The following is a 17,845-nucleotide window of genomic DNA, read 5'->3' as shown; positions in this document are numbered from 1 at the left end:
CGCAGCACCTCAGCGGAGCAACGATGCGTCTTTGGCCAGTCTAGGGGCTAGGCCCCTCGTTTCCCATGATCTGGCCCACTTGACACCCGAGGTCTCTTGAGCGGTTAAAGCCTTGACAGTCCTTGGCGCATCGCATCTACTGTTTTCACGATCTACTGAAGCGCGGGCGGTAGGTCCGTTTCCCACTCAGCTCCCGCCCCGCTGCCCCCCATGAGCCCAAATCGTTCGCTGGTTGTGTGGATTCTAAGCGGCTTCTTGCTGACCGGCTGCAAGATAACCGCGATCATCAGCGAGGGTGGCCGAGTCATCTCTGAGAGTGGCTCGTACAGTTGTGAAGCAGGGGATGTCTGCACCTTCGATATTCCAAACGACGAGGCGTTTGTCGACTCTTTCATGGCACTTCCTGCGGCCGGGTATGAGTTCGTCGGCTGGAAGAAGGGGCGGAAGTTTCTCTGTGGGGGAATGTTAGAGCCCTGTTCTCTGTCGCTGAAGGAAGGACAGGTTCTCGAAGCGGATGTTTTTATCGAGCCTATTTTCCTCCCGGTTGACACCGTTTACACAAATGCCGCAGATCCGCGCATTGCCGATATTACAGCGGAAGGCTTCCACATCACGGTCGTTGGAGATAAGAACGCAGAGGGGGTTCCGGTTGCACTGCGGGAGTTCTCCATCGTAGACAGTGAGATCCAGCGTCACCTTTTTAAGTTTGATCGCCAGGGCCGTCTGGTAGCGTTCGTTGACGCGAATGGCGCCTATGTATCGTTGGAATGGGACGGTCAGGAGGTGCCATCGGTCCAAGCGGGTAACTCAGAGGTCAATCCAGCGCTCGTCCCGAGAAGCATCGCCAGGGCCAATGCTGGAGGCAATTCAGGTTACTCTGCTTCTGTTGCGGCTAAAGCAGGCAAACCGTATCCCGGAACGTCTTTCGAAGCGGGTGCCGGGCTTTCTCCCGCGCAGATCGTTTATGAGTTTTCAGATGTCGCCGTCAATCGCTGCGGCCAGCGCGTCGGGCCGGAATCCGCTGCGGTGGAGCTTAGAGCCGGTCGGGCGGACGGCACGGTGCAACCCGTGCGAACGCGTTACCAGTCAGAGCTGGGGCTCTTTCGTACCCAGTACCCGACCAACTATGCCGAGGTTCTCGGTGATGGCCTGGATGGCTTCTGCGATGGTGTAGCAACCGGCATGACCGCAGTCTGCCTTGGTAATACCGCGCTCACTCCGGTCTCGATCAATACGATCTGCGTTGCGGCGGCCGCTTCGTCTGTCGGCGTTGGATATGCCCCTTGCATTGCGTCGCTGACAGCGCTGAATGCTGCGCTAAACGTTGCATGCGCCGACCCGACCGCGGCCCCAGGATCCCCTGGGGTTACAGGGACGGACGCCGTTTCCGGGAGTTGCAAGGTCGCGGACAAGGTCGTCGACTATTACGGTGAGACACAGCAATTTGTGAGTGCAAGTGCGGTCGCCGTTAACCGGGAAACGCTCCGGCGTTTTGAGTCGCCTCGAAAAAACTTTGTGCACGGGCCACCGGACTTCCTGCTCGAAATCGGCGAGGTTGAAATTGGCGACCCGGTAGTGACCCCGGCAGCTCCTTCGCTCGAAGACGGGTATCGCGTGGAGTTTCCGGTCAACGATTGCGCAGCGGTACTCGGCAACTACACTGTTGTGGTACGTCGAGTCACTCCTCCCCTGATGGAGGAATACGACACCATAAGGATACCCCGCGTGGGGGAGACTGAGTCTTCCATCTCCGTGTTCGTCCCGGGTGTCACGCTCGAGTCCGGTGTTTCTTTTGACAGCGTCAGTGTCGTTTCTGATGGCACGATTCTCGCCGAGAAAGCGATTGAGGTTGGAGGGCAGCAACTTTTCTACTTCGATGGAGATTTCCAAACGCAAGTTGTAAATCGCAATCAGGGGGGCGACTCAGATAGATGCAGCGAGAGTGGTAAAGCCTATTCCTACCAAGAGTCAGACTGGGCGGATTTCGGTTTCGTGAACATCGCGAAAGACGCCAGGAAATCATGCTTCCTGATCGGTGGAATAAAGGTCCCCATCGATAAGCTCCGGCGGTGGAATGAGAGTAGCGAGCCAGTCAGGATCAGTTATGCTGAAACTAGGACACGTGAATACGACTGCTTCGAAGAGGAGGGCACCGTAAGAGAGCGAAACACAGTCTCAGGCAGCTTTGATGGCGATACTCTCGAGTTAAGCTACAGCTATAACTGGGATATCAGCTGCCCTAATGAAGATGCGCTGCTGCCGGCGTCGAGCTCGGAAACCGGGACTGCTGTCCTCCGGCGCGTGCCCGCCTCAGTAGCCCCGTGACTTGGGGCCGCGCCAAGCGCCGTGTTCCTTTCGTATCCCGTTTGTTGATATTAGTATAAGTCGGTCTTTACACCTTTCAGGTTGCTCCAAGAATTGCTTCCCAAAGCTGCTATCGGAAGATCGATAGAAGTTGAGAAAGATGTTCGTATCCACGAACAAAAGCGCGCCCGATAGCGTGCCTCTCCGGCGCTCCGGTGAGGCTTCCCGGCGCTGCACGAGGCCAGGCACGAGGGCAGGACGACCAGCGCCCCAGATCCCCAGAAATCCAGCTTTTCAGTTCCCCGCGGTGCCTATGACGTGCCCCAGGTTTCACGTTCACCAAGACAAGGTGAGATGATGAAACTGGAGGTACGACAATGGCGAGGAGAAGCTTCAGCCGGGAGTTCAAGTTAGAGGCGGTACGGTTGGTATCGGAACGGGGTCTGACCGTTGCTCAGGCTGCTCGAGACCTGGATGTGCATGAGAACGTCCTGCGACGTTGGGTGCGGCAATACCGCGATGATCCTGCGCATGCTTTCCCTGGCGCGGGACAGCTGAAGCCCGAGCAGGCTGAGATCGCGCAGTTGAAAAAGGAAGTGCGCAAGCTGAAAGCAGAGCGTGACATCCTAAAAAAAGCCGCGGCCTACTTCGCGAGGGACTGACCGGACGGTTCAAGTTCATTGCGAAGCATCGAGGAATCTGGCCGGTGACTTGGATATGCGAGGCGCTCGATGTCTCGCCGAGTGGCTTTTACAGCTGGCTGTCACGGCCAGAGAGTCAGCGAGCCGTGTATGACGAAATCCTGATCCGGGATATCCGGCGGAGCTTCGGCGACAGCGGGGAGACCTATGGCGTTCGACGAATCTGGTTGGACCTCCAGGACTGGGATCACGACGTTGGCAGGGAGCGCATAGCGCGTTTGGTACGGTCCTTGAAGCTTATGGCACAGCCGAGGCGACGCAGACGACCGGTGGACAAGGGTGCTCGCCTGGAGAGCGCTATAGCGCCGAACAGGCTCGATCGTGAGTTTGCGGCCGATGCGCCGAATCGGAAATGGGTGGCTGACTTCACCTATGTGTGGACGTCAGAGGGTTGGTTGTACGTTGCTGCGGTACAGGACCTGTTCTCGCGGCGGATCGTTGGCTGGTCGATGAAGGGCCGCATGACGGCTGATCTGGTTACGGATGCGCTGATCATGGCGATCTGGCGGCGTAAGCCGGCCCCTGAGCTTCTTCACCATAGCGATCAGGGCAGCTAGTACACCTGCGAGCAGTTCCAGCGACTGCTTGCGGACCATGGCCTTGAATGCAGCATGAGCCGCGTCGGCGAGTGTCACGACAACGCGGTTATGGAGAGCTTCTTCTCGCGGATGAAGGATGAGCGAACCAGTCGCCACCGGTATCGAACACGAGATGAGGCGCGAGCTGATGTCTTTGATTACATTGAGCGGTTCTACAATCCGAGGCGTCGGCACTCGACGCTCGGTGGGGTGAGCCCCATGGAGTTCGAAAAACGAGCTAAAAAAGCTTAGGGCGGTGAACGCAAGACCTGGGGCACGTCAAGAAATCAGGGGTGTAGAACAAGTCGGGAGAAGCGAATGCGGCAAGTCGTTGTTATCTGTTGGCGATGCACCCGGAGCCGTCAGTGAGGTCCATCGGCTAGTGGCTGAGCTTGGCCTGCTTCTGGGAAATGTCGTCATTCACCGCTTTGCGCTGGACAAAGCGGAGATTCTTATTGGCCGCAATCCAAGATCGGATATTCTTATCACTGACGCCACGGTCAGTTCTCGGCATGCAACGCTCCATTGTGAATTCGATGAGCATAACCAGATCAAAAACATCGTTCTGGAAGACCTGAACAGCACCAATGGCAGCCGGGTAAACAATCAGCTCGTCAAGCGCCAGAAGCTGGCTCACGACGACATCATTTATATCGGGTCAACACAGTTGAAGGTCATTGATGAGGAGGCCGGCGCCGCGCACACCGTTATCACGGACATGAGCCATATTCGTCTGAGAGAAAGACTCGATCAGGTCAAGCTGGACGAGCTGAGCTTGCGGGAGCAGCAGGTGTTTACTGAAATTGGCCGCGGCAAACAGCGCAAGGAGATAGCCCGCGATTTAAACCTGTCCGTCCATACTGTTTCCGATCACATCAAGGCGATATACCGGAAGCTGGATATCAGCTCCCGGCAGGAAGCTGTTCTGCTCTATAAACACCTGAATGGCTGACCACCTGCCCCTTGTCTCTTCCCCTGCTTCAGTTAGAACCGCAGCTGTGTCGCCATGCCGCCCCGGGCTCGGAATCAGGCGCTTTCCCCGATTCCGCCTCCTCTGATGCCAGGACGGCGAGCGTACGCTCACGCATAGTCCGGTGATCATGGCTGCAAGTTCGTGTTTTGCCGGCACTACCCTTGCGTGCACGAAACGCCGTCAGAGATCACTCAGCACGATCGGCTGCCGCCTTCTCGCTTTGGCTCGCAGCTCGCGCCACAGTATCTGTCGCAGACCCGATGTTCGTCAGCATTTTTAGCAGTGTGTTGCTTCTGTGCGTGAGTTTTTCGTTCACCTGCTTGCTCTCCGAAAGCGCCTTTTGCAGATGCTCATTCTCCCGTTGTTTCTTAAGGAGTTTCTTCTTGCTGGCATCCAGGTTTTTTTTCATGCGCAGCGGATCGTACTGCTTGAGTGCCTTGTTCTCGACGCGTAGCTCTGCAAGCTTCTTGTGGGTATCTTTTACACGCGCGTCGAGATCATCGACCTCAGCAAGCAGCTGGAGCTGTCTGAGTACGAGCTCGTTGATCTCCTCCGTTCTGGCTTCAAGCTGAGCCTCGCATTCGTCGCGAAGCTTGACTTCGACGTTCATGATCTTCTCGAGGGTTCCAGCTTTTTCCATCGTGGTGCCACCAAAGTGCTAACACTTTCCGCGTTCGTAGTTTGGTAGGGTGATGGTAAGAGGGGCGGCCGCGCGTAGCTATTCCCTTCCCAGGCTGAATACAGGGGGTTTATCGGGGGGCTCGGGTGACTCTTGCAAGGCAAGTGATCTATGAAGCAGCAGCGCTTTGCTGAAGGGACCGAAAGCCTGCGGCGTGGTAGCTGACGAGTAGATCGATCAGTGCTTCGATGTCGCGCTTCCGCCGCGGCAGCGCTGCTCTCTTGGCCAACTGCTCGTACATGGGGTCAACAGGCACTCCCGACAAACTGCTTACCATGATCCTGTAGCCGCGGTAACGAATCGCGTCAGGCACTTCGGGCATGATTTCCTCCAGCGCAGCCCGAAAGGGGTGGGTGGCGTCGAGTACCAGCTTTGTCAACTGATCTGAGAGTGGTGCGTTCTCGGCATAGACGCGTGACTGCAACCTCATGAAGGACGGCCCTTCGGGCGCTGATGCGAGTTCGATGGTTGGTCTTATAAAAGCCTCCAGTAATTGCTCGAGCGCGAGCGGCGTCTCTGTCCGTCGCAGCGCTGTAAGCCTCTCCAACCTCGCTTCGCTAAGTCTGGCGAAGACCTGTCCGACCGCGGCGAAAAACAGACCATCTTTTGATCCATAGTGATAATGCAGCGCGCTCAAAGGGACACCGCTGCGTTTGCTGATCTCTCGGAGGGACGCACCGTGAAATCCATATTCAGCAAATTGCTGCAGGGCCGCGGTGAGTATCTCGTCGCGTGTCTCTCCGGTCCTGGCGGTACTCCGGCGTCTTGGGGGTCTCTTCTTTTCGGGCGGCTCAAGCTTCATAAGAAGACCAGGGTGCTCATTTCCAGGATAAGGATACGGACTTTCCGGGGACTTTAGAATCGGGCGCTGGGCCTCTGTCTGCTTCCCGGGAAGTAGCACCGCCGGAAAGAGTCCCGACCACATAGGGCGGTGTACCACGCGCGAAGCGAGGGCAAGTTGCCGATGTGGGTCAGAAGCCCGATATCATCCATGCGGACGATGGTCGGAAGCAGCACGATATCTGCAATCGACAGGCTATCTCCTACCAGCCAGCCTCGAGATGACAGAGCTGCATCGACTCGCCTGCAGCATTCATCGAGCTGACGGATCGCTTCACGCATCGTCTGCTCACTAAAGCCCTCTTCGTCAAGCTGTGCATAGAGCTCGCGGCGCAGTGGGCTCGCCTCAACCATCTGCTGCCATCCGGCGCCCATTGACCGGATCGATGCCAGAAAAAGCTTATTGATCGACGGAATCCGGATTGCTGTTGTGGGCACTTCCTCAAAGTAGCGCATCCAGCTTCTCATGCTCGCCCGTTCGAGTGCAGACGTGGGACCGAGTTTCGGGGCGGGAAAGGTCTCATCGAGGTACTCGCAGATTACCGATGAGTCCACGATCGGGTTGCCGCCGTCGAGCAGCGTAGGCAGCACCCCATTGGGATTGAGCCGAAGATAGTCCGGGGAATGATTTTCTCCACTACCCAAATGCATCAGGTGGCTCCTGTATTGCAGGCCCTTTTCGGCGAGACATAGCCGAACCTTCTGGCTACAGGTGGAGTAGGAGGCGTGGTACAGCGTCAGCTCCGTGGGTATGGCCCCGGCGCGGGCCGCGCCCTCTGCCTGGATTGTCAACGCTTTCGCGTCCATGGAACTTCCCGTTGTGACTGCACGAACGTCCGACAAAATAGCCGTTGCGCAGAGCGTTGGCAAACTGCTGCGCCCGATGAAAGCTGTTGACAGGGGATCGCGTGCCCACTAAATTGGACGAACGTCCGAATAAAAACAGAGGTGGCAGCCATGCTGGGAAACAGGTCATCAGTCCGTCGCCAGAAGGTCCGTGCGCTTGCCATGACGATTCTTTCGTCAGCGCCGGGCGCGCAGTCTGTGCTGGCGCAGGAGCAGACAATGATGCTGGAGGAGGTTCTGGTCACCGCTACGCGGCGGGCATCTGATATACAGACGACGGCACTTTCGATCGCCGCCGTGGACGGCCAGCGGATTGACGCGCTCGGTGCTACCAATCTCTTCGAAGCAGCCAACTACCTGCCGGGCGTGACGATCACCGGCACAGCCGGATACAACAACTTTCCTATTGGTATCAGGGGGATAGCTTCGAGTACCTCCCTGGTCGGCTCGGATGACCCAGTCGCTGTCTACGTCGATGGCGTCTACATCGGAAAGCCCTCCGCGGTCATGTCTGAAATGCTCGGCCTGGAGCGTGTTGAGGTGCTGCGGGGCCCGCAAGGCGCGCTTTATGGGCGAAACGCGACCGCGGGTGCGATCCTGCTGGTGCACGAACTCCCTTCCGATACGCCCGAGGCGTCTATCAACCTCCGTTACGGTAACTACAATCGCTGGCGTACACGTTTTGGCGCCAGCGGTCCGCTGGCCCTGGATGGCGTTAGCGCCGGCATCGACCTCTCCTTCACGGACGAGGATGGTTGGGGCGACAATCTGCTCACCGGGGGCGAGGCCAATGCCCGGGAAGCCTCTGCGGCGCTGGGCACCTTTGCTTACGAGGGCGATGTGCTCTCGGTGGCAATGAGGGTCGACGGCATGGACGAGGAGGTGAGCCAAGGATTTCAACGGCTGAACGCGTTGCCCTTCAATCAGGCCGACCCATCGCAGGCCGACAACAGCCTGCAGGGGGACCCCGATGACTACATGACGAATTTCCCCGCCGTTTTCGATCGCTCGGGTGGGGGGGTCAACCTGACGATCGACCTTGAGCCGGGATCCTTCGGAATCCACTCCGTCACCGGTTACCGCTTGGATGACCTGGAAGGCTCCCTGGACTCAGACGGGTCTGCGACGGATTTTAGCCGCAACGAAACGGACGAGCGGCACGATCAGTTTTTCCAGTCGCTTTTTCTCACGCGGGCGACTGATCATTCAGATCTGATCGCGGGGGTCGACATCTACCTCGCCCAGACGCGGCTTCAGCAAAAGGTTTCCCTCGTCTCCTTCGCCTCATCCTTGAATATCTTTGCCGACAACGAGTCGCGTGCCGCGTCGGTCTTTGCCGAATACAGCCGCGATATCTCCGAGGCGTTGCGGTTGACCCTGGGCGGGCGCTACAGCTACGAAGAAAAGCGCTTCGAAGACCGCTCGGAGGGTGAAGGGCTGCTGGCAGACATACCCAACCGCGTTCAGGAAAACGATTGGGACTCCTTCACGCCGGTGGCGCGCCTCAGCTTCGATGCGACGGAAGACGTCATGCTTTACGGGTCGGTGTCCACCGGCTTCAAGAGCGGGGGCTTCACGGTCCAGCAGGCAGGATCCTTCAACCCCGAGGATGTCATTACCTATGAAACGGGCATCAAAAGCAGTTGGGACAACGGCCGTATCACCGCCAATGGTGCACTGTTCTACAGTGACTATGACGACCTCCAGGTCCGCGTTCCTGTCAGCTTCGGAGTGATACAGACCAGAAATGCGGGCGAGGCAGAAATTCTCGGCGTTGAAATGGATGCTTCCCTGGCGCTGGGCGATGTTTTCCGCCTGTCGGCATCAATGACCTATCTGGACACGGAATATGTTGATTTTCTCGGCCCGGGGGACATACAGAACCAGGGAGAACGATTGAATCGCGCACCGGAGTGGGAGGGAAGCGTGACGCTGGATTTCACCAAGACTCTCGATCTGGGCATCGTTTCCGGCGAGCTCACTTATGCCTATCGCGACGAGGTTTTTTTCCAGGCGCCGAATCTCGAAGCCCTGGGGTCTCCAGCCTACGACCAGCTTGATGCCAGGCTCGCGCTGACAGCAGCCTCGGGGCGCTGGTCGCTATCTCTGGTCGGGAGGAATCTGCTCGACGAGCGTTATGTTGCCAATGTCGTGGTCCTCGGCTCCGGTCTCATCGCTACCTATAACGATCCGCCGAGGTATTTCGTCGAGGCGGAATACCGTTTCTAGGCTTTCAGTCGATTATTCGAGGTACTTCATGGGCTATCGGTGCATCATCACAGGTGAAGACGCCTCCGGAGCATCCCGTTGCGACCGCGACAGCGAGGTGGAGGAATCCGCCGGCTGGATGTATCACTTCTGGCGGGCATCGTCGAACCCGTCGCTGACGGCGCCTCTGGCGTACCCGGGAGAATTGCCGGAAAGCCTCGAGCCATCGCCGGGGGGATCCGTGTTCCGTTTTTTTCACATTTTGCCCGATGACACATTGCAGAGGGAGGAACTGGAAGCACTTGTCCTTCAGACACGAGACCGGATCGGCGCCGTCGATATGGCGCCTTCGGAAGATGGCAGACTCTGGCATAGGACAGCCACCCTGGACTATGTGGTAATACTGCAGGGCACACCGGAGCTGCTGCTCGAGCAGGAGACAATTTCACTCAAGCCCTTTGACGTGGTTATTCAGCGAGGTACTTACCACGCCTGGAGCAACCCCGGGCCGGAAATGGCGATCGCTGCCTGCGTGCTGTTGTCTGCTGAACAGACCGAACCGGCTGAATCGGCATGAGCCTTTCATGAAGCTGCTGACGTATCTGCACCAGGGCGCCGAGCGTGTCGGAGCGCATATCCCGGGGGACGCGGCGCTGCTCGTCGACCTGCAACACGCGGCGGCTCTGAGGGGGCTGGAGTCTCGGCCCTTCGATTCAATGCCTGGTTTGATCAGCTCCGGAAAACGTCACTGGGACCGCGCGGCCGAGCTGGTACTCAGGCCACCGGAGGAATCGCTAATCCAGCTTGGCGAGGTCGAGCTACTGGCTCCGCTGCCTCGGCCGGTGCGGATGAGAGACTTCAGCGCCTTTGAAGCGCATGGTGCAGCGGCGGGGTCCATCCCGGAGGCCTGGTACCGCCTTCCTCTTTACTACAAGGTGAATACTCTCTCGATCGTCGGCCCCGATGCGGTAGTGCGATGGCCCGAGGGCTCCCGGGAAGTTGACTACGAGCTGGAGGCTGCCGTTGTTCTCGGTACGGGTGGAAGGGGTCTTTCGGCCACGGAGGTCGCGAGCGGTATTTTCGGCTACACGGTATTCAACGACTACAGCGCACGGGATTGGCAATGGGAGGAAATAACCTGTCCCCTCGGCCCATCCCGGAGCAAGGACTTCGACGGCGCCAACGTGCTTGGTCCCTGCATTGCGACACCGGACGAGGTCGAAGACTTCTACAATCTTCCCATGATCGCCCGCGTCAATGGCGAAGAGTGGTCAAGAGGCTCAACGTCCAGCATGTACCACCGATTCGAGGACATGATCGCAACGCTGTCTGAATCGGAAACACTGGTGGCTGGTGAGGTGTTCGGATCCGGCACCGTCGGTTCCGGTTGCGGCTTCGAACTCGGACGCTACCCGAAACGAGGCGACCGTATTGAACTGGAGATCGAGAAAATCGGCACACTGCGATCTGCGGTTATCTAGGGTCCCCGATGGTGGATCTTGGCGAATTCAGGAGCGGCTGGCGGCCACTCGTCATCGCGGTGCTTTGCATAAGTGTCGGTGTGGCGGCACTGCCGCTCTACACAGCCGGGATCTTCATGGTCGGGCTGGAAGACGCCTTCGGCTGGAGTCGCACCGTGATTTCCGCCGGCAGTTTTCTTTTCACGATCGGTGTCGCGATGGCCTCACCAGTGGTCGGCACGCTGGCCGAGCGGTTCGGTGTCAGGGCCGTGCTAGTGTGCTCACTCTTGGCGGTGGCAATCGGCTTCTACGGGATTAGTCTGCTCCACGGCAACAAGGCCTGGTTCCTGACGCTCATGTTCCTGACAGGATTTTTTGGCTCCGGATCGTCAGCTGTACTGCTGACCAAGTCGGTCATGCCCTATTTTGATCAGAACCGGGGCCTTGCCTTCGCGACTGTTCTTGCAGGCGCTGGAATGGCTGCAATCTGGGGCCCGCTGCTATTCGAACGGGTGATCTCATCGGGCGGTGTCGCCCATGGCTACCGCCTCCTGGCCGGTGGCGCCATGCTCGCCGTGCCCCTCGCCCTGCTCGCGGGAAGGCCAACAGGTGCAACACCGGAGGTGAAGAACGGTCGTGAGTTCCGGTTCCGGGCCGCGCTTGCGTGCCTGGCGGACAGGAAGGCTATCGTGCTGCTCATAATCGCGTTCCTCATGGCATTGGCGACGATCGGACCCGTCGTTCATCTCGTCCCGCTATTGGTAGATCAGGGGTTGGCACGCCCCGATGCGGCGAAGGTGGCGAGCGCCCTGGGCCTCGCGGTGATCATATCCAGACTCATCATGGGGCTGCTGCTGGACCGCTACAGCCCTCCCTGGATCTCCTTCACGGCCGTCATCGGCGCCGCCACGGGTGTCATGATGATCGGCTTTGGTGGAACCGCCACGGCCGCCCTCGGCGCTGTCATGCTCGGCTTCGCGCTCGGTGCAGAAGTCGATATCTTCGCCTACTTCGTCTCCAGATACTTTCCAGGCGAGGCGTACGGACTCATTTTCGGTACTGTTTACGCTTTGGCGATCACGACATCTGGCGTGGCGCCAGTGGTGTTCTCGGCTATCCGCGATTACTCTGGCGGTTACGATCAGAGCATAGCGTTCTGTGCCCTCTGCCTGTCGATCGCTGCGGCCTTGTTCGCTTACGGATCAAAAATCTACGCGGACGAGTAGTGTGGCTCGGCGTGGATCCTGACATCGAGAGTACCGCACAGGCCCGGCGCTGCGGGACACCCCCCCTTTCAGAAAGGCACCACCCGGCGTCGCGCGCTCAGTGCGTTCCCCTGATGACGTCCTTCATGACATCGATCTCGATTTCGAGGCCTTCGAGAAACCGTTTCGGGCGCACGGTGCCACTCACAGTACTGCACTGAAGAACGCTGATGCGTTCCACCACGCCAATTGAATAAACTGTGAACGTTCGCCATTCACAGGTTCGAGGTGACAGCCGGTCGGGAGGTCGCTCATTTACGCAGTCGAGGACTACATCTGGTGGATCACCGCGGCCTCTGTGCTCGTTGCCCTGGCCACGCTGCTGGCAATCCCGTGGCTGGTCACTCAGCTGCCTGCGGATTACTTCGACCGGCATGAGCGCCAGAGCGTGCGAAAATCGGAGGGCTGGCTGCTTTCAACCTTCCTGCTGGTCCTGCTACGGAACCTGCTCGGGGCCGCGCTGCTGGGGCTGGGCGTGCTCATGCTGTTTACGCCGGGGCAGGGCGTCCTCACGATACTCGCCGGGCTCCTGGTGATGAACTTCCCTGGAAAATATCGCCTGGAGCGATGGTTGGTGACACGGCCCGGCGTACTAAAAAGCCTCAATGGACTGCGAAAACGCCGCGGCGAGCCGCCTTTCCGATTGCCGTGACGCTCCTGCCTGGCGGTGAGGCCCGTGCGGGCTTTCGAGGGGCCGTACCCCGGTAACTTGAGCCATGCAGGATATGGGGTTTCGACCTACTGAAAGACTTCCTATCTCAAAAAGATTCTGCGCGTCCCTGGAAGCGCGGCATGATAACCGCATGGCCCCACTCGCCTCAGAACGGAATATCGTCATCCCCGAAATCCGAGGGCTCCGGGTCGCGGGCGTCTCCGCTACTCCCGCTTACCCCATCCCCGTTGAGCACCTCCACCCGCCACCCCTGCAGGTTGTTGAAGTAGCGACCCTTGTACTCACGCCCGCGAATGTCGAAGCTCACCTTGACGTCCTGCCCGGGCTTGAGGTCGTCGAGGAGCGCAACCTTGTCCTGCACGAACTCCAGGTTGATCTCCTGCGGGTACTTGCCGTCCTCGACGACCACGACCATCTCTCGCTTGGTGAAGCCGCTGTCGAAGGTCTTCGGCTCCTGAATCAGCTTGATCTTGCCGCTCAGCTCATAGGCCATGGATGCTTAACTCCGGGATCAGTGTGTGCAGAAAGGCAGGGTAGCGGCGGGCCTCTACCAGAGCAATCATGGGCACGACTATCCGTCCCCCTAGCTTTCGTGCGGGACAAGTAACTCCCCTCATGACGGGCGCGCTGACGGCGGTTAAGAGCTGTAATCACTAAGTTTGATTCAGTGAGCCAGTGCGCAGCACCGGGCGCGAGGGCAGGGCGACCAGCGCCCCAGCTTCCCAGAAATCCAGTTGTCCAGTTTCTCGCGGTGCCCCGATGGCGTCCCCCGAGTCCGGAATTCTGGGTGGGCTGGAAAACTGGGATTCTGGAATCCTGGCTGGTTGGGGGGGCAGCCGGGCAGGGCTGCGGCGCGAAGGTTGAGCGCCTCTCACTCGACGGTCCCGAAGCACTCGACGGCACCGATGCCCCGTACCTCGTCATGTCCGTCGGGACCGACGAGGGGCCGCTGCCGAAAAATTCCCGCCCCGGGTTGACGCCTCTCTCAAAGCTATGTCTCCACTGAAAATGCGCGCGCACACGTACGTGAGACCACTTTCGGAGGAAGAACCATGATTAATCGCAACAACCGCCAGCCGATGGCAGAGCCGCTGGGTGCTGTCCGCCGGCGCTTCTATGACATCTACACGCTGGTACGTCACGCGCTGCCGGCCGACAGGTCACACCGAGAGTAAAAGCGCTAGACTGGAGATCGCTGCCTCAATGCGGGCGCCTACCGTGATCACCCCGTAGCTCAGCAAGCCCCGCCTTCGCTTCTTTGTCGCCCAGTTCTGCGGCACGTTTCATGTGCTCCAGGCCTCTCGAAAAATCACGAGCTACTCCGTCACCATTGATGAATATGGTTCCCAGATTGCAATGAGCTATAGGGTGATCCTGATCAGCTGCCAACTTGTAGAGTTCGATAGTTCGTAAGCGATCAACTGGTACACCCAATCCTTTGCCATACATGGCGCCGAGCTCAAGCTGTGCTTCCGCCAACCCTTGCTGGACGGCCGCTTCAAGGTATTGCCTTGCCGCGTCGTAATCCTGTTCGACATGTTGACCGGTGAGGTACATGCAGCCGATCAAGTACTGCCCCCAGGCGTCCCCTTGCGCCGCCGAAAGCCAGAACAGGTTCCAAGCTTGTTCGAGATTCTTTTCTCTGCCAATACCGTCTCGGTACATTATTCCGAGTTTGTTCTGAGCGGGAGCAAAGCCTAACTCCGCAGCTCTCTCATAGAAGTTAGAGGCCATTGAAGCATCCTGCTCTATATACCTTCCGTCGATGTAGATGGACCCCATCCAGTAGCAGGCCAGCGCGTGGTCGGCATGAGCTGCGTGTCCAAGCCAGATCATTGCGTTGGCTGTGTTTTGACTGACTCCTAGGCCTTGGAGAAAACAACGGCCGACCTGGAACATGCACTCCACTTCGTCAGCTTCTGCACCCAGGCGGTATATCTCGTAGGCAGACTTGATATCGGCCTTTCCATATTGGCCACTCTCATACATCCATGCCAGATCGACTAAGACGGACAATTCACCGGCCTCAATAGCCTGACAAAACCAGTGTTTTGCCGTCTCGATGGATGATTCCTCAATTAGATCTCTGCCATGCAAGCGCCCCAGGTCAGTCATCGCTAGTGCGTTGCCCGATTCAGCAAGTGGTACAAGGATGCGTTTGGCAGCTTCGTAGTCGGAACCGCTAATGGCTTCGAATGCAGGTTCAACGGCCTTGAGCTCGACAGAGATTGTTTCTTCACAGCGCTCTTTTCGACGTCCCTTCGCTACCAACGTCGCCAGTAGCGGACTACCGCTCATATGACTCTACCTCTTTGTAGGACCGGCAATATTGCTCCGATGGCCAGCACATAGATCTTCAGATATCGCTTTGTCGGCGTCAATTTCGGGGTTCTATCGAGTAGTGTTTGAAGGTCACTATCCTTGACATTTCGGCTGTAATCCGTATCATCGGAAATTGCATCAAGAAGGGGATTTCCCCGCCAACCGCCCGCTCCGGGAACGGTGGTCAAATGATGCGCCAGATCACTGGAACACATAGGAGACCCTCGTGATTACTGATCCCTGCCCGCATAACGTTTCCGTTTTCCCTAACTCGGGAACCTCGTCTTCTTCTCGGATTACGCCTGCTCTCATCAGGGAGCTTCGCGGCCGGTTTAGTCTCGACTGGAACGGCATCCACGGTGTTCGACACTGGGCCCGAGTGCGCTATACCGGCTTGTTGCTGGCGGCTGAGACCGGCGCCGATGCTGCGGTAGTCGAGTACTTTGCCTTCCTGCATGACGCCCTTCGCCTGAATGATGATCATGACCCATGGCATGGCATGCGGAGTGCCGAACTGGCAGAGGACTTGGGTCCCGGATTGGTACGGCTGAATGCGCGGCAACTCCAGCTTCTTCGGACTGCCTGCAGTTTTCACAGCGAGGGCTACACGGAAGCGGATATCACCGTAATGACCTGCTGGGATGCTGACCGCCTCGATCTAGGCCGTGTCGGTATTGAGCCCTCGCCGCGTTACCTGTGTACACCGCAAGCGCGGCAGTCCGATTTCATTGCAGCTGCCTACCGCCGATCCATAGCGCCCCTCGCGGTAGGAGGTGCTGAATGATCATCCGCAGAGTGTTTTTTGTGGAAAAGTCAGTGAAAGAACCAGACAACCAGGAAAACCACACCGACTCGGCTGCCATACTTCCTTTTCAGCGGACAAGAGCAAAGAGCTTGCGATCAGCGAAGTTGAATCGTGGCCCTTCTGCCTTCAATCATCTGGAAACCGCGCAGTTGAAAAGTGCTTTCACAGGCTGCGTAGTGGCGTTCCCAAAGGAGCCGCCAAGATATCAGGGTCACGATGACCTTTTATCAGATTCGCTTCATGCTCGTATCCGCATGGGTTTAGTGCGCTCGTGGGTGTCTCGGGAGTCGCTCCGCCTCGTCTATTCTGAAGGTCGTGCCTGCCAAGAACTTCCGCCTGCTTTTCTTTTTGATTATGGTCGGCGAGATCTTTCTCTCGAGAGGACGGAAAGAGCCCTAAAAGGGATCCTTTCCGGGACGGAAGACTGGCAGGATGAATAGGCGTACGAGTCGAAGCGGTAGGCTCCTTCCAAGCTTTGGTGACGTTGCACAGGTATTAGTGCACGAAATGCTTCACGAGCGTGAGTGGAATCTGCGCTTCTTGGAGTTAGAGCGCCACTGGTTGGATAGCGGGGTTCAGTTTTCTTCTCCCGGAGGAAGTTCAATGCGCAAGCTAGCAAACACTGTCATGGATCTTCTTCGCGAGCGCCATGGGGGCAATGGATTCTCGCGGGCAATGAGCGATCCGGTAGCGGAACCCCTCATCGAAGCGTTTTATTCCGAAGCCCTCCTGCGACTGCGTGAACGTGGTCTAATTTTGGACGGCTGAGGTCAAACCGCTGGGCCATAGAACGATGAATGGCCCTCCAGTCCTTTAGCCTTCGGTTGTGGTAGCGAACGTCCGTTCCAGCGTTCCGTGATCGGTGGCTTTCGGCCAAAGGCGCCCAGGCGTATGGTTCGATTTATTTGCGAAGCAGCACGAACATTTGGAGATATTAGAATGAAGCGAGCGATGCTTGCGACTGCACTGGCTGTAATTTTCATAACCACAAGGGTGAGTGCAGGTGAAAAACCAAGCTATGCTGAGCTGGTTCGTGTAGAAAAGCTGATCGCTATGGCTGCGGCGGAGGGCGAATTGCTGCATTTTGCCCACGCCATGGATCGTTGCATTGTTCTAAATATGCAAGTGGAGAATCTGGCTGGTGCCAATAGTGACTTAAAAAAAAGGGCGAGCGCCGCTACTAACTCAGCGTATGTTCTGGCTCGAAACGCTTACATGGCACTGCCGGGGCAGACGAATGATGATGTGGCCGAGACAATGATGAAAACCCACCAGTACATTGCCGAGATACTCGTGGAGCAGGTCAACTACAACTACGCCACGACCGGCAAGCACTTTGAGAGCACACCCGAAATTATGGAAGACTTACAAGCCTGTACTGCTGCCATCGATGCAATGGGGCAGTGAGAACCCTAATTCATTCCTCAGCCGGCTGCCCAACGCGTCGATGTAGGCTGGTTCGGTATCGTGTGGTGTCCTGGTGAAGGCACCAACTCCGAGGCTGGACTGTTACGCCGCCTGATCCTCGGATGCCCGCTCGTCGGCCTCACCCTCAGCGGTCTCTGCCCCAGCGCCTTCCACCTGCGCCTCCAGCTCCTTCACCCGCCGCTCCAGCACCGCCTGCTCCTTCCGGCTCTCGGTCAGCGCCTTCTGCAGGCTCTCGTTGTCCTTCTGCTTCTCGGCCAGCTTCTTCTTGCTCGCATCGAGATTCTTCTTCATGCGCGCCGGGTCGAACTGATTGAGGGCCTTGTTCTCCTCGCGGACTGCGTTCAGGTCCTTCTGCAGGGTTTTCAGCCGCTGCTTCAGCTCGGCGATCTCGCCCTGGAGGTTGTCGGCGCGGTTGTGGAGCTCGCGGTTGCGCTGCTCGACCTTCTGCGTGTCGCTGGCCTTCCCGGTCAGTTCCTGGATGGTCTCGAGCTGCTTGTCGATGGTGGCCTGGAGCTCGGCCTTTTCGGCGAGGGCGGCGTCGATGGCCGCTTGCTTGTCGTCCAGCTGCTGCTGGTATTCGGCGCGGAGCTCCTGTTCGAGCTCCATGATTTTTTCGAGGCGATTGGCTGTGAGCATAGGGTCCCGTTGCTGTAGGTAACTGGTGGCTGCCGGGGCATGACCCCCGGACGAAAAAAAGGGGCTACATCGCTGTAACCCCCTGTCTCCTCTCGGAATTTGGCTCCGCCTGCTGGGCTCGAACCAG

At 58.0% G+C, this 17,845-nt stretch carries 17 protein-coding genes, 1 pseudogene and 1 riboswitch; of the genes and pseudogenes, 12 read left to right on the top strand and 6 right to left on the bottom strand.

Features of this window, described 5'->3' with window-relative positions; translation table 11 throughout:
• Positions 1 to 210 precede the first annotated feature (210 nt).
• The 3 genes and pseudogenes from RKE50_RS11360 (at position 211) to RKE50_RS11350 (ending at position 4,535) form a co-directional block, all read left to right on the top strand.
• Positions 211 to 2,325: a hypothetical protein gene (locus tag RKE50_RS11360; protein ID WP_350036550.1), complete on the top strand. Its 2,115-nt coding sequence runs from the start codon at positions 211 to 213 to the stop codon at positions 2,323 to 2,325.
• A 356-nt stretch (positions 2,326 to 2,681) separates the two neighbouring features.
• Positions 2,682 to 3,835 (top strand): annotated as a pseudogene (locus RKE50_RS11355) (IS3 family transposase).
• Positions 3,836 to 3,965: 130 nt separating this feature from the next.
• Positions 3,966 to 4,535, top strand: coding sequence for an FHA domain-containing protein (locus RKE50_RS11350; RefSeq protein WP_350036549.1), 570 nt, complete (start codon positions 3,966 to 3,968; stop codon positions 4,533 to 4,535).
• Positions 4,536 to 4,743: 208 nt separating this feature from the next.
• Here the strand turns inward: RKE50_RS11350 and RKE50_RS11345 are convergent, their stop codons facing one another.
• The 3 genes from RKE50_RS11345 to RKE50_RS11335 form a co-directional block, all read right to left on the bottom strand.
• Complete coding sequence (locus tag RKE50_RS11345) at positions 4,744 to 5,166, bottom strand: hypothetical protein (protein WP_350036548.1); 423 nt, start codon at positions 5,164 to 5,166, stop codon at positions 4,744 to 4,746.
• A 178-nt stretch (positions 5,167 to 5,344) separates the two neighbouring features.
• Positions 5,345 to 6,037, bottom strand: a complete 693-nt coding sequence (locus tag RKE50_RS11340) for a TetR/AcrR family transcriptional regulator (RefSeq protein WP_350036547.1) — start codon at positions 6,035 to 6,037, stop codon at positions 5,345 to 5,347.
• 53 nt (positions 6,038 to 6,090) lie between these two features.
• Complete coding sequence (locus tag RKE50_RS11335) at positions 6,091 to 6,882, bottom strand: glutathione S-transferase family protein (protein WP_350036546.1); 792 nt, start codon at positions 6,880 to 6,882, stop codon at positions 6,091 to 6,093.
• 150 nt (positions 6,883 to 7,032) lie between these two features.
• On the opposite strand from RKE50_RS11335, the gene RKE50_RS11330 reads away from it, so the two are divergent.
• The 5 genes from RKE50_RS11330 to RKE50_RS11310 all read left to right on the top strand — a co-directional run bounded on the left by RKE50_RS11330 (position 7,033) and on the right by RKE50_RS11310 (position 12,506).
• Positions 7,033 to 9,150 (top strand): TonB-dependent receptor, encoded by a 2,118-nt coding sequence (locus RKE50_RS11330; protein WP_350036545.1) that lies wholly within the window; start codon positions 7,033 to 7,035, stop codon positions 9,148 to 9,150.
• Positions 9,151 to 9,178: 28 nt separating this feature from the next.
• Positions 9,179 to 9,706, top strand: a complete 528-nt coding sequence (locus RKE50_RS11325) for a cupin domain-containing protein (RefSeq protein WP_350036544.1) — start codon at positions 9,179 to 9,181, stop codon at positions 9,704 to 9,706.
• 7 nt (positions 9,707 to 9,713) lie between these two features.
• Positions 9,714 to 10,610, top strand: a complete 897-nt coding sequence (locus RKE50_RS11320; protein WP_350036543.1) for a fumarylacetoacetate hydrolase family protein — start codon at positions 9,714 to 9,716, stop codon at positions 10,608 to 10,610.
• A gap of 8 nt (positions 10,611 to 10,618) precedes the next feature.
• Positions 10,619 to 11,815: an MFS transporter gene (locus tag RKE50_RS11315; protein ID WP_350036542.1), complete on the top strand. Its 1,197-nt coding sequence runs from the start codon at positions 10,619 to 10,621 to the stop codon at positions 11,813 to 11,815.
• A gap of 337 nt (positions 11,816 to 12,152) precedes the next feature.
• Positions 12,153 to 12,506 (top strand): PGPGW domain-containing protein, encoded by a 354-nt coding sequence (locus RKE50_RS11310; protein ID WP_350036541.1) that lies wholly within the window; start codon positions 12,153 to 12,155, stop codon positions 12,504 to 12,506.
• 166 nt (positions 12,507 to 12,672) lie between these two features.
• On the opposite strand, the gene RKE50_RS11305 is transcribed toward RKE50_RS11310, so the two are convergent.
• Entirely contained in the window at positions 12,673 to 13,020 is a 348-nt protein-coding gene (locus RKE50_RS11305) for a DUF3127 domain-containing protein (protein ID WP_350036540.1), read from the bottom strand.
• Positions 13,021 to 13,579: 559 nt separating this feature from the next.
• Between RKE50_RS11305 and RKE50_RS11300 the strand changes: the two genes are divergently transcribed.
• Positions 13,580 to 13,702: a hypothetical protein gene (locus RKE50_RS11300; protein WP_350036539.1), complete on the top strand. Its 123-nt coding sequence runs from the start codon at positions 13,580 to 13,582 to the stop codon at positions 13,700 to 13,702.
• A 25-nt stretch (positions 13,703 to 13,727) separates the two neighbouring features.
• Here the strand turns inward: RKE50_RS11300 and RKE50_RS11295 are convergent, their stop codons facing one another.
• The gene (locus tag RKE50_RS11295) at positions 13,728 to 14,825 is read right to left on the bottom strand and encodes a tetratricopeptide repeat protein (protein ID WP_350036538.1); all 1,098 of its coding nucleotides are present in this window, start codon (positions 14,823 to 14,825) and stop codon (positions 13,728 to 13,730) included.
• 154 nt (positions 14,826 to 14,979) lie between these two features.
• Positions 14,980 to 15,074, top strand: a riboswitch (SAM-I-IV-variant riboswitch).
• A gap of 1 nt (position 15,075) precedes the next feature.
• Between RKE50_RS11295 and RKE50_RS11290 the strand changes: the two genes are divergently transcribed.
• The 3 genes from RKE50_RS11290 to RKE50_RS11280 all read left to right on the top strand — a co-directional run bounded on the left by RKE50_RS11290 (position 15,076) and on the right by RKE50_RS11280 (position 17,061).
• The gene (locus RKE50_RS11290) at positions 15,076 to 15,633 is read left to right on the top strand and encodes an HD domain-containing protein (protein ID WP_350036537.1); all 558 of its coding nucleotides are present in this window, start codon (positions 15,076 to 15,078) and stop codon (positions 15,631 to 15,633) included.
• Entirely contained in the window at positions 15,630 to 16,094 is a 465-nt protein-coding gene (locus RKE50_RS11285) for a hypothetical protein (RefSeq protein WP_350036536.1), read from the top strand. The genes RKE50_RS11290 and RKE50_RS11285 overlap by 4 nt, the downstream gene beginning before the upstream one ends.
• 499 nt (positions 16,095 to 16,593) lie before the next feature.
• Positions 16,594 to 17,061, top strand: coding sequence for a hypothetical protein (locus RKE50_RS11280; RefSeq protein ID WP_350036535.1), 468 nt, complete (start codon positions 16,594 to 16,596; stop codon positions 17,059 to 17,061).
• Positions 17,062 to 17,163: 102 nt separating this feature from the next.
• Here RKE50_RS11280 and RKE50_RS11275 read toward each other — a convergent pair whose 3' ends face one another.
• Positions 17,164 to 17,688 carry a hypothetical protein gene (locus RKE50_RS11275; protein ID WP_350036534.1) on the bottom strand — a complete coding sequence of 175 codons (525 nt, stop codon included), beginning with the start codon at positions 17,686 to 17,688 and terminating at the stop codon, positions 17,164 to 17,166.
• Positions 17,689 to 17,845: the final 157 nt, after the last annotated feature.

Origin of the sequence: Pseudohaliea sp., assembly GCF_040217025.1 — a bacterium.
Lineage (GTDB): Bacteria > Pseudomonadota > Gammaproteobacteria > Pseudomonadales > Halieaceae > Pseudohaliea.
Note: the sequence above shows the minus strand (reverse complement) of the source record. Positions and strands in the feature narration are given on the sequence as shown.

What these genes read in the sequence shown, in the direction of transcription:
- RKE50_RS11360 (WP_350036550.1), top strand. Translation starts at nt 211, where the DNA reads ATGAGCCCAAATCGTTCGCTGGTTGTGTGGATTCTAAGCGGCTTCTTG.
- RKE50_RS11315 (WP_350036542.1), top strand. Translation starts at nt 10,619, where the DNA reads ATGGTGGATCTTGGCGAATTCAGGAGCGGCTGGCGGCCACTCGTCATC.
- RKE50_RS11280 (WP_350036535.1), top strand. Translation starts at nt 16,594, where the DNA reads ATGAAGCGAGCGATGCTTGCGACTGCACTGGCTGTAATTTTCATAACC.
- RKE50_RS11300 (WP_350036539.1), top strand. Translation starts at nt 13,580, where the DNA reads ATGATTAATCGCAACAACCGCCAGCCGATGGCAGAGCCGCTGGGTGCT.
- RKE50_RS11335 (WP_350036546.1), bottom strand. Translation starts at nt 6,882, where the DNA reads ATGGACGCGAAAGCGTTGACAATCCAGGCAGAGGGCGCGGCCCGCGCC.
- RKE50_RS11340 (WP_350036547.1), bottom strand. Translation starts at nt 6,037, where the DNA reads ATGAAGCTTGAGCCGCCCGAAAAGAAGAGACCCCCAAGACGCCGGAGT.
- RKE50_RS11295 (WP_350036538.1), bottom strand. Translation starts at nt 14,825, where the DNA reads ATGAGCGGTAGTCCGCTACTGGCGACGTTGGTAGCGAAGGGACGTCGA.
- RKE50_RS11285 (WP_350036536.1), top strand. Translation starts at nt 15,630, where the DNA reads ATGATCATCCGCAGAGTGTTTTTTGTGGAAAAGTCAGTGAAAGAACCA.
- RKE50_RS11320 (WP_350036543.1), top strand. Translation starts at nt 9,714, where the DNA reads ATGAAGCTGCTGACGTATCTGCACCAGGGCGCCGAGCGTGTCGGAGCG.
- RKE50_RS11305 (WP_350036540.1), bottom strand. Translation starts at nt 13,020, where the DNA reads ATGGCCTATGAGCTGAGCGGCAAGATCAAGCTGATTCAGGAGCCGAAG.
- RKE50_RS11330 (WP_350036545.1), top strand. Translation starts at nt 7,033, where the DNA reads ATGCTGGGAAACAGGTCATCAGTCCGTCGCCAGAAGGTCCGTGCGCTT.
- RKE50_RS11325 (WP_350036544.1), top strand. Translation starts at nt 9,179, where the DNA reads ATGGGCTATCGGTGCATCATCACAGGTGAAGACGCCTCCGGAGCATCC.
- RKE50_RS11345 (WP_350036548.1), bottom strand. Translation starts at nt 5,166, where the DNA reads ATGAACGTCGAAGTCAAGCTTCGCGACGAATGCGAGGCTCAGCTTGAA.
- RKE50_RS11275 (WP_350036534.1), bottom strand. Translation starts at nt 17,688, where the DNA reads ATGGAGCTCGAACAGGAGCTCCGCGCCGAATACCAGCAGCAGCTGGAC.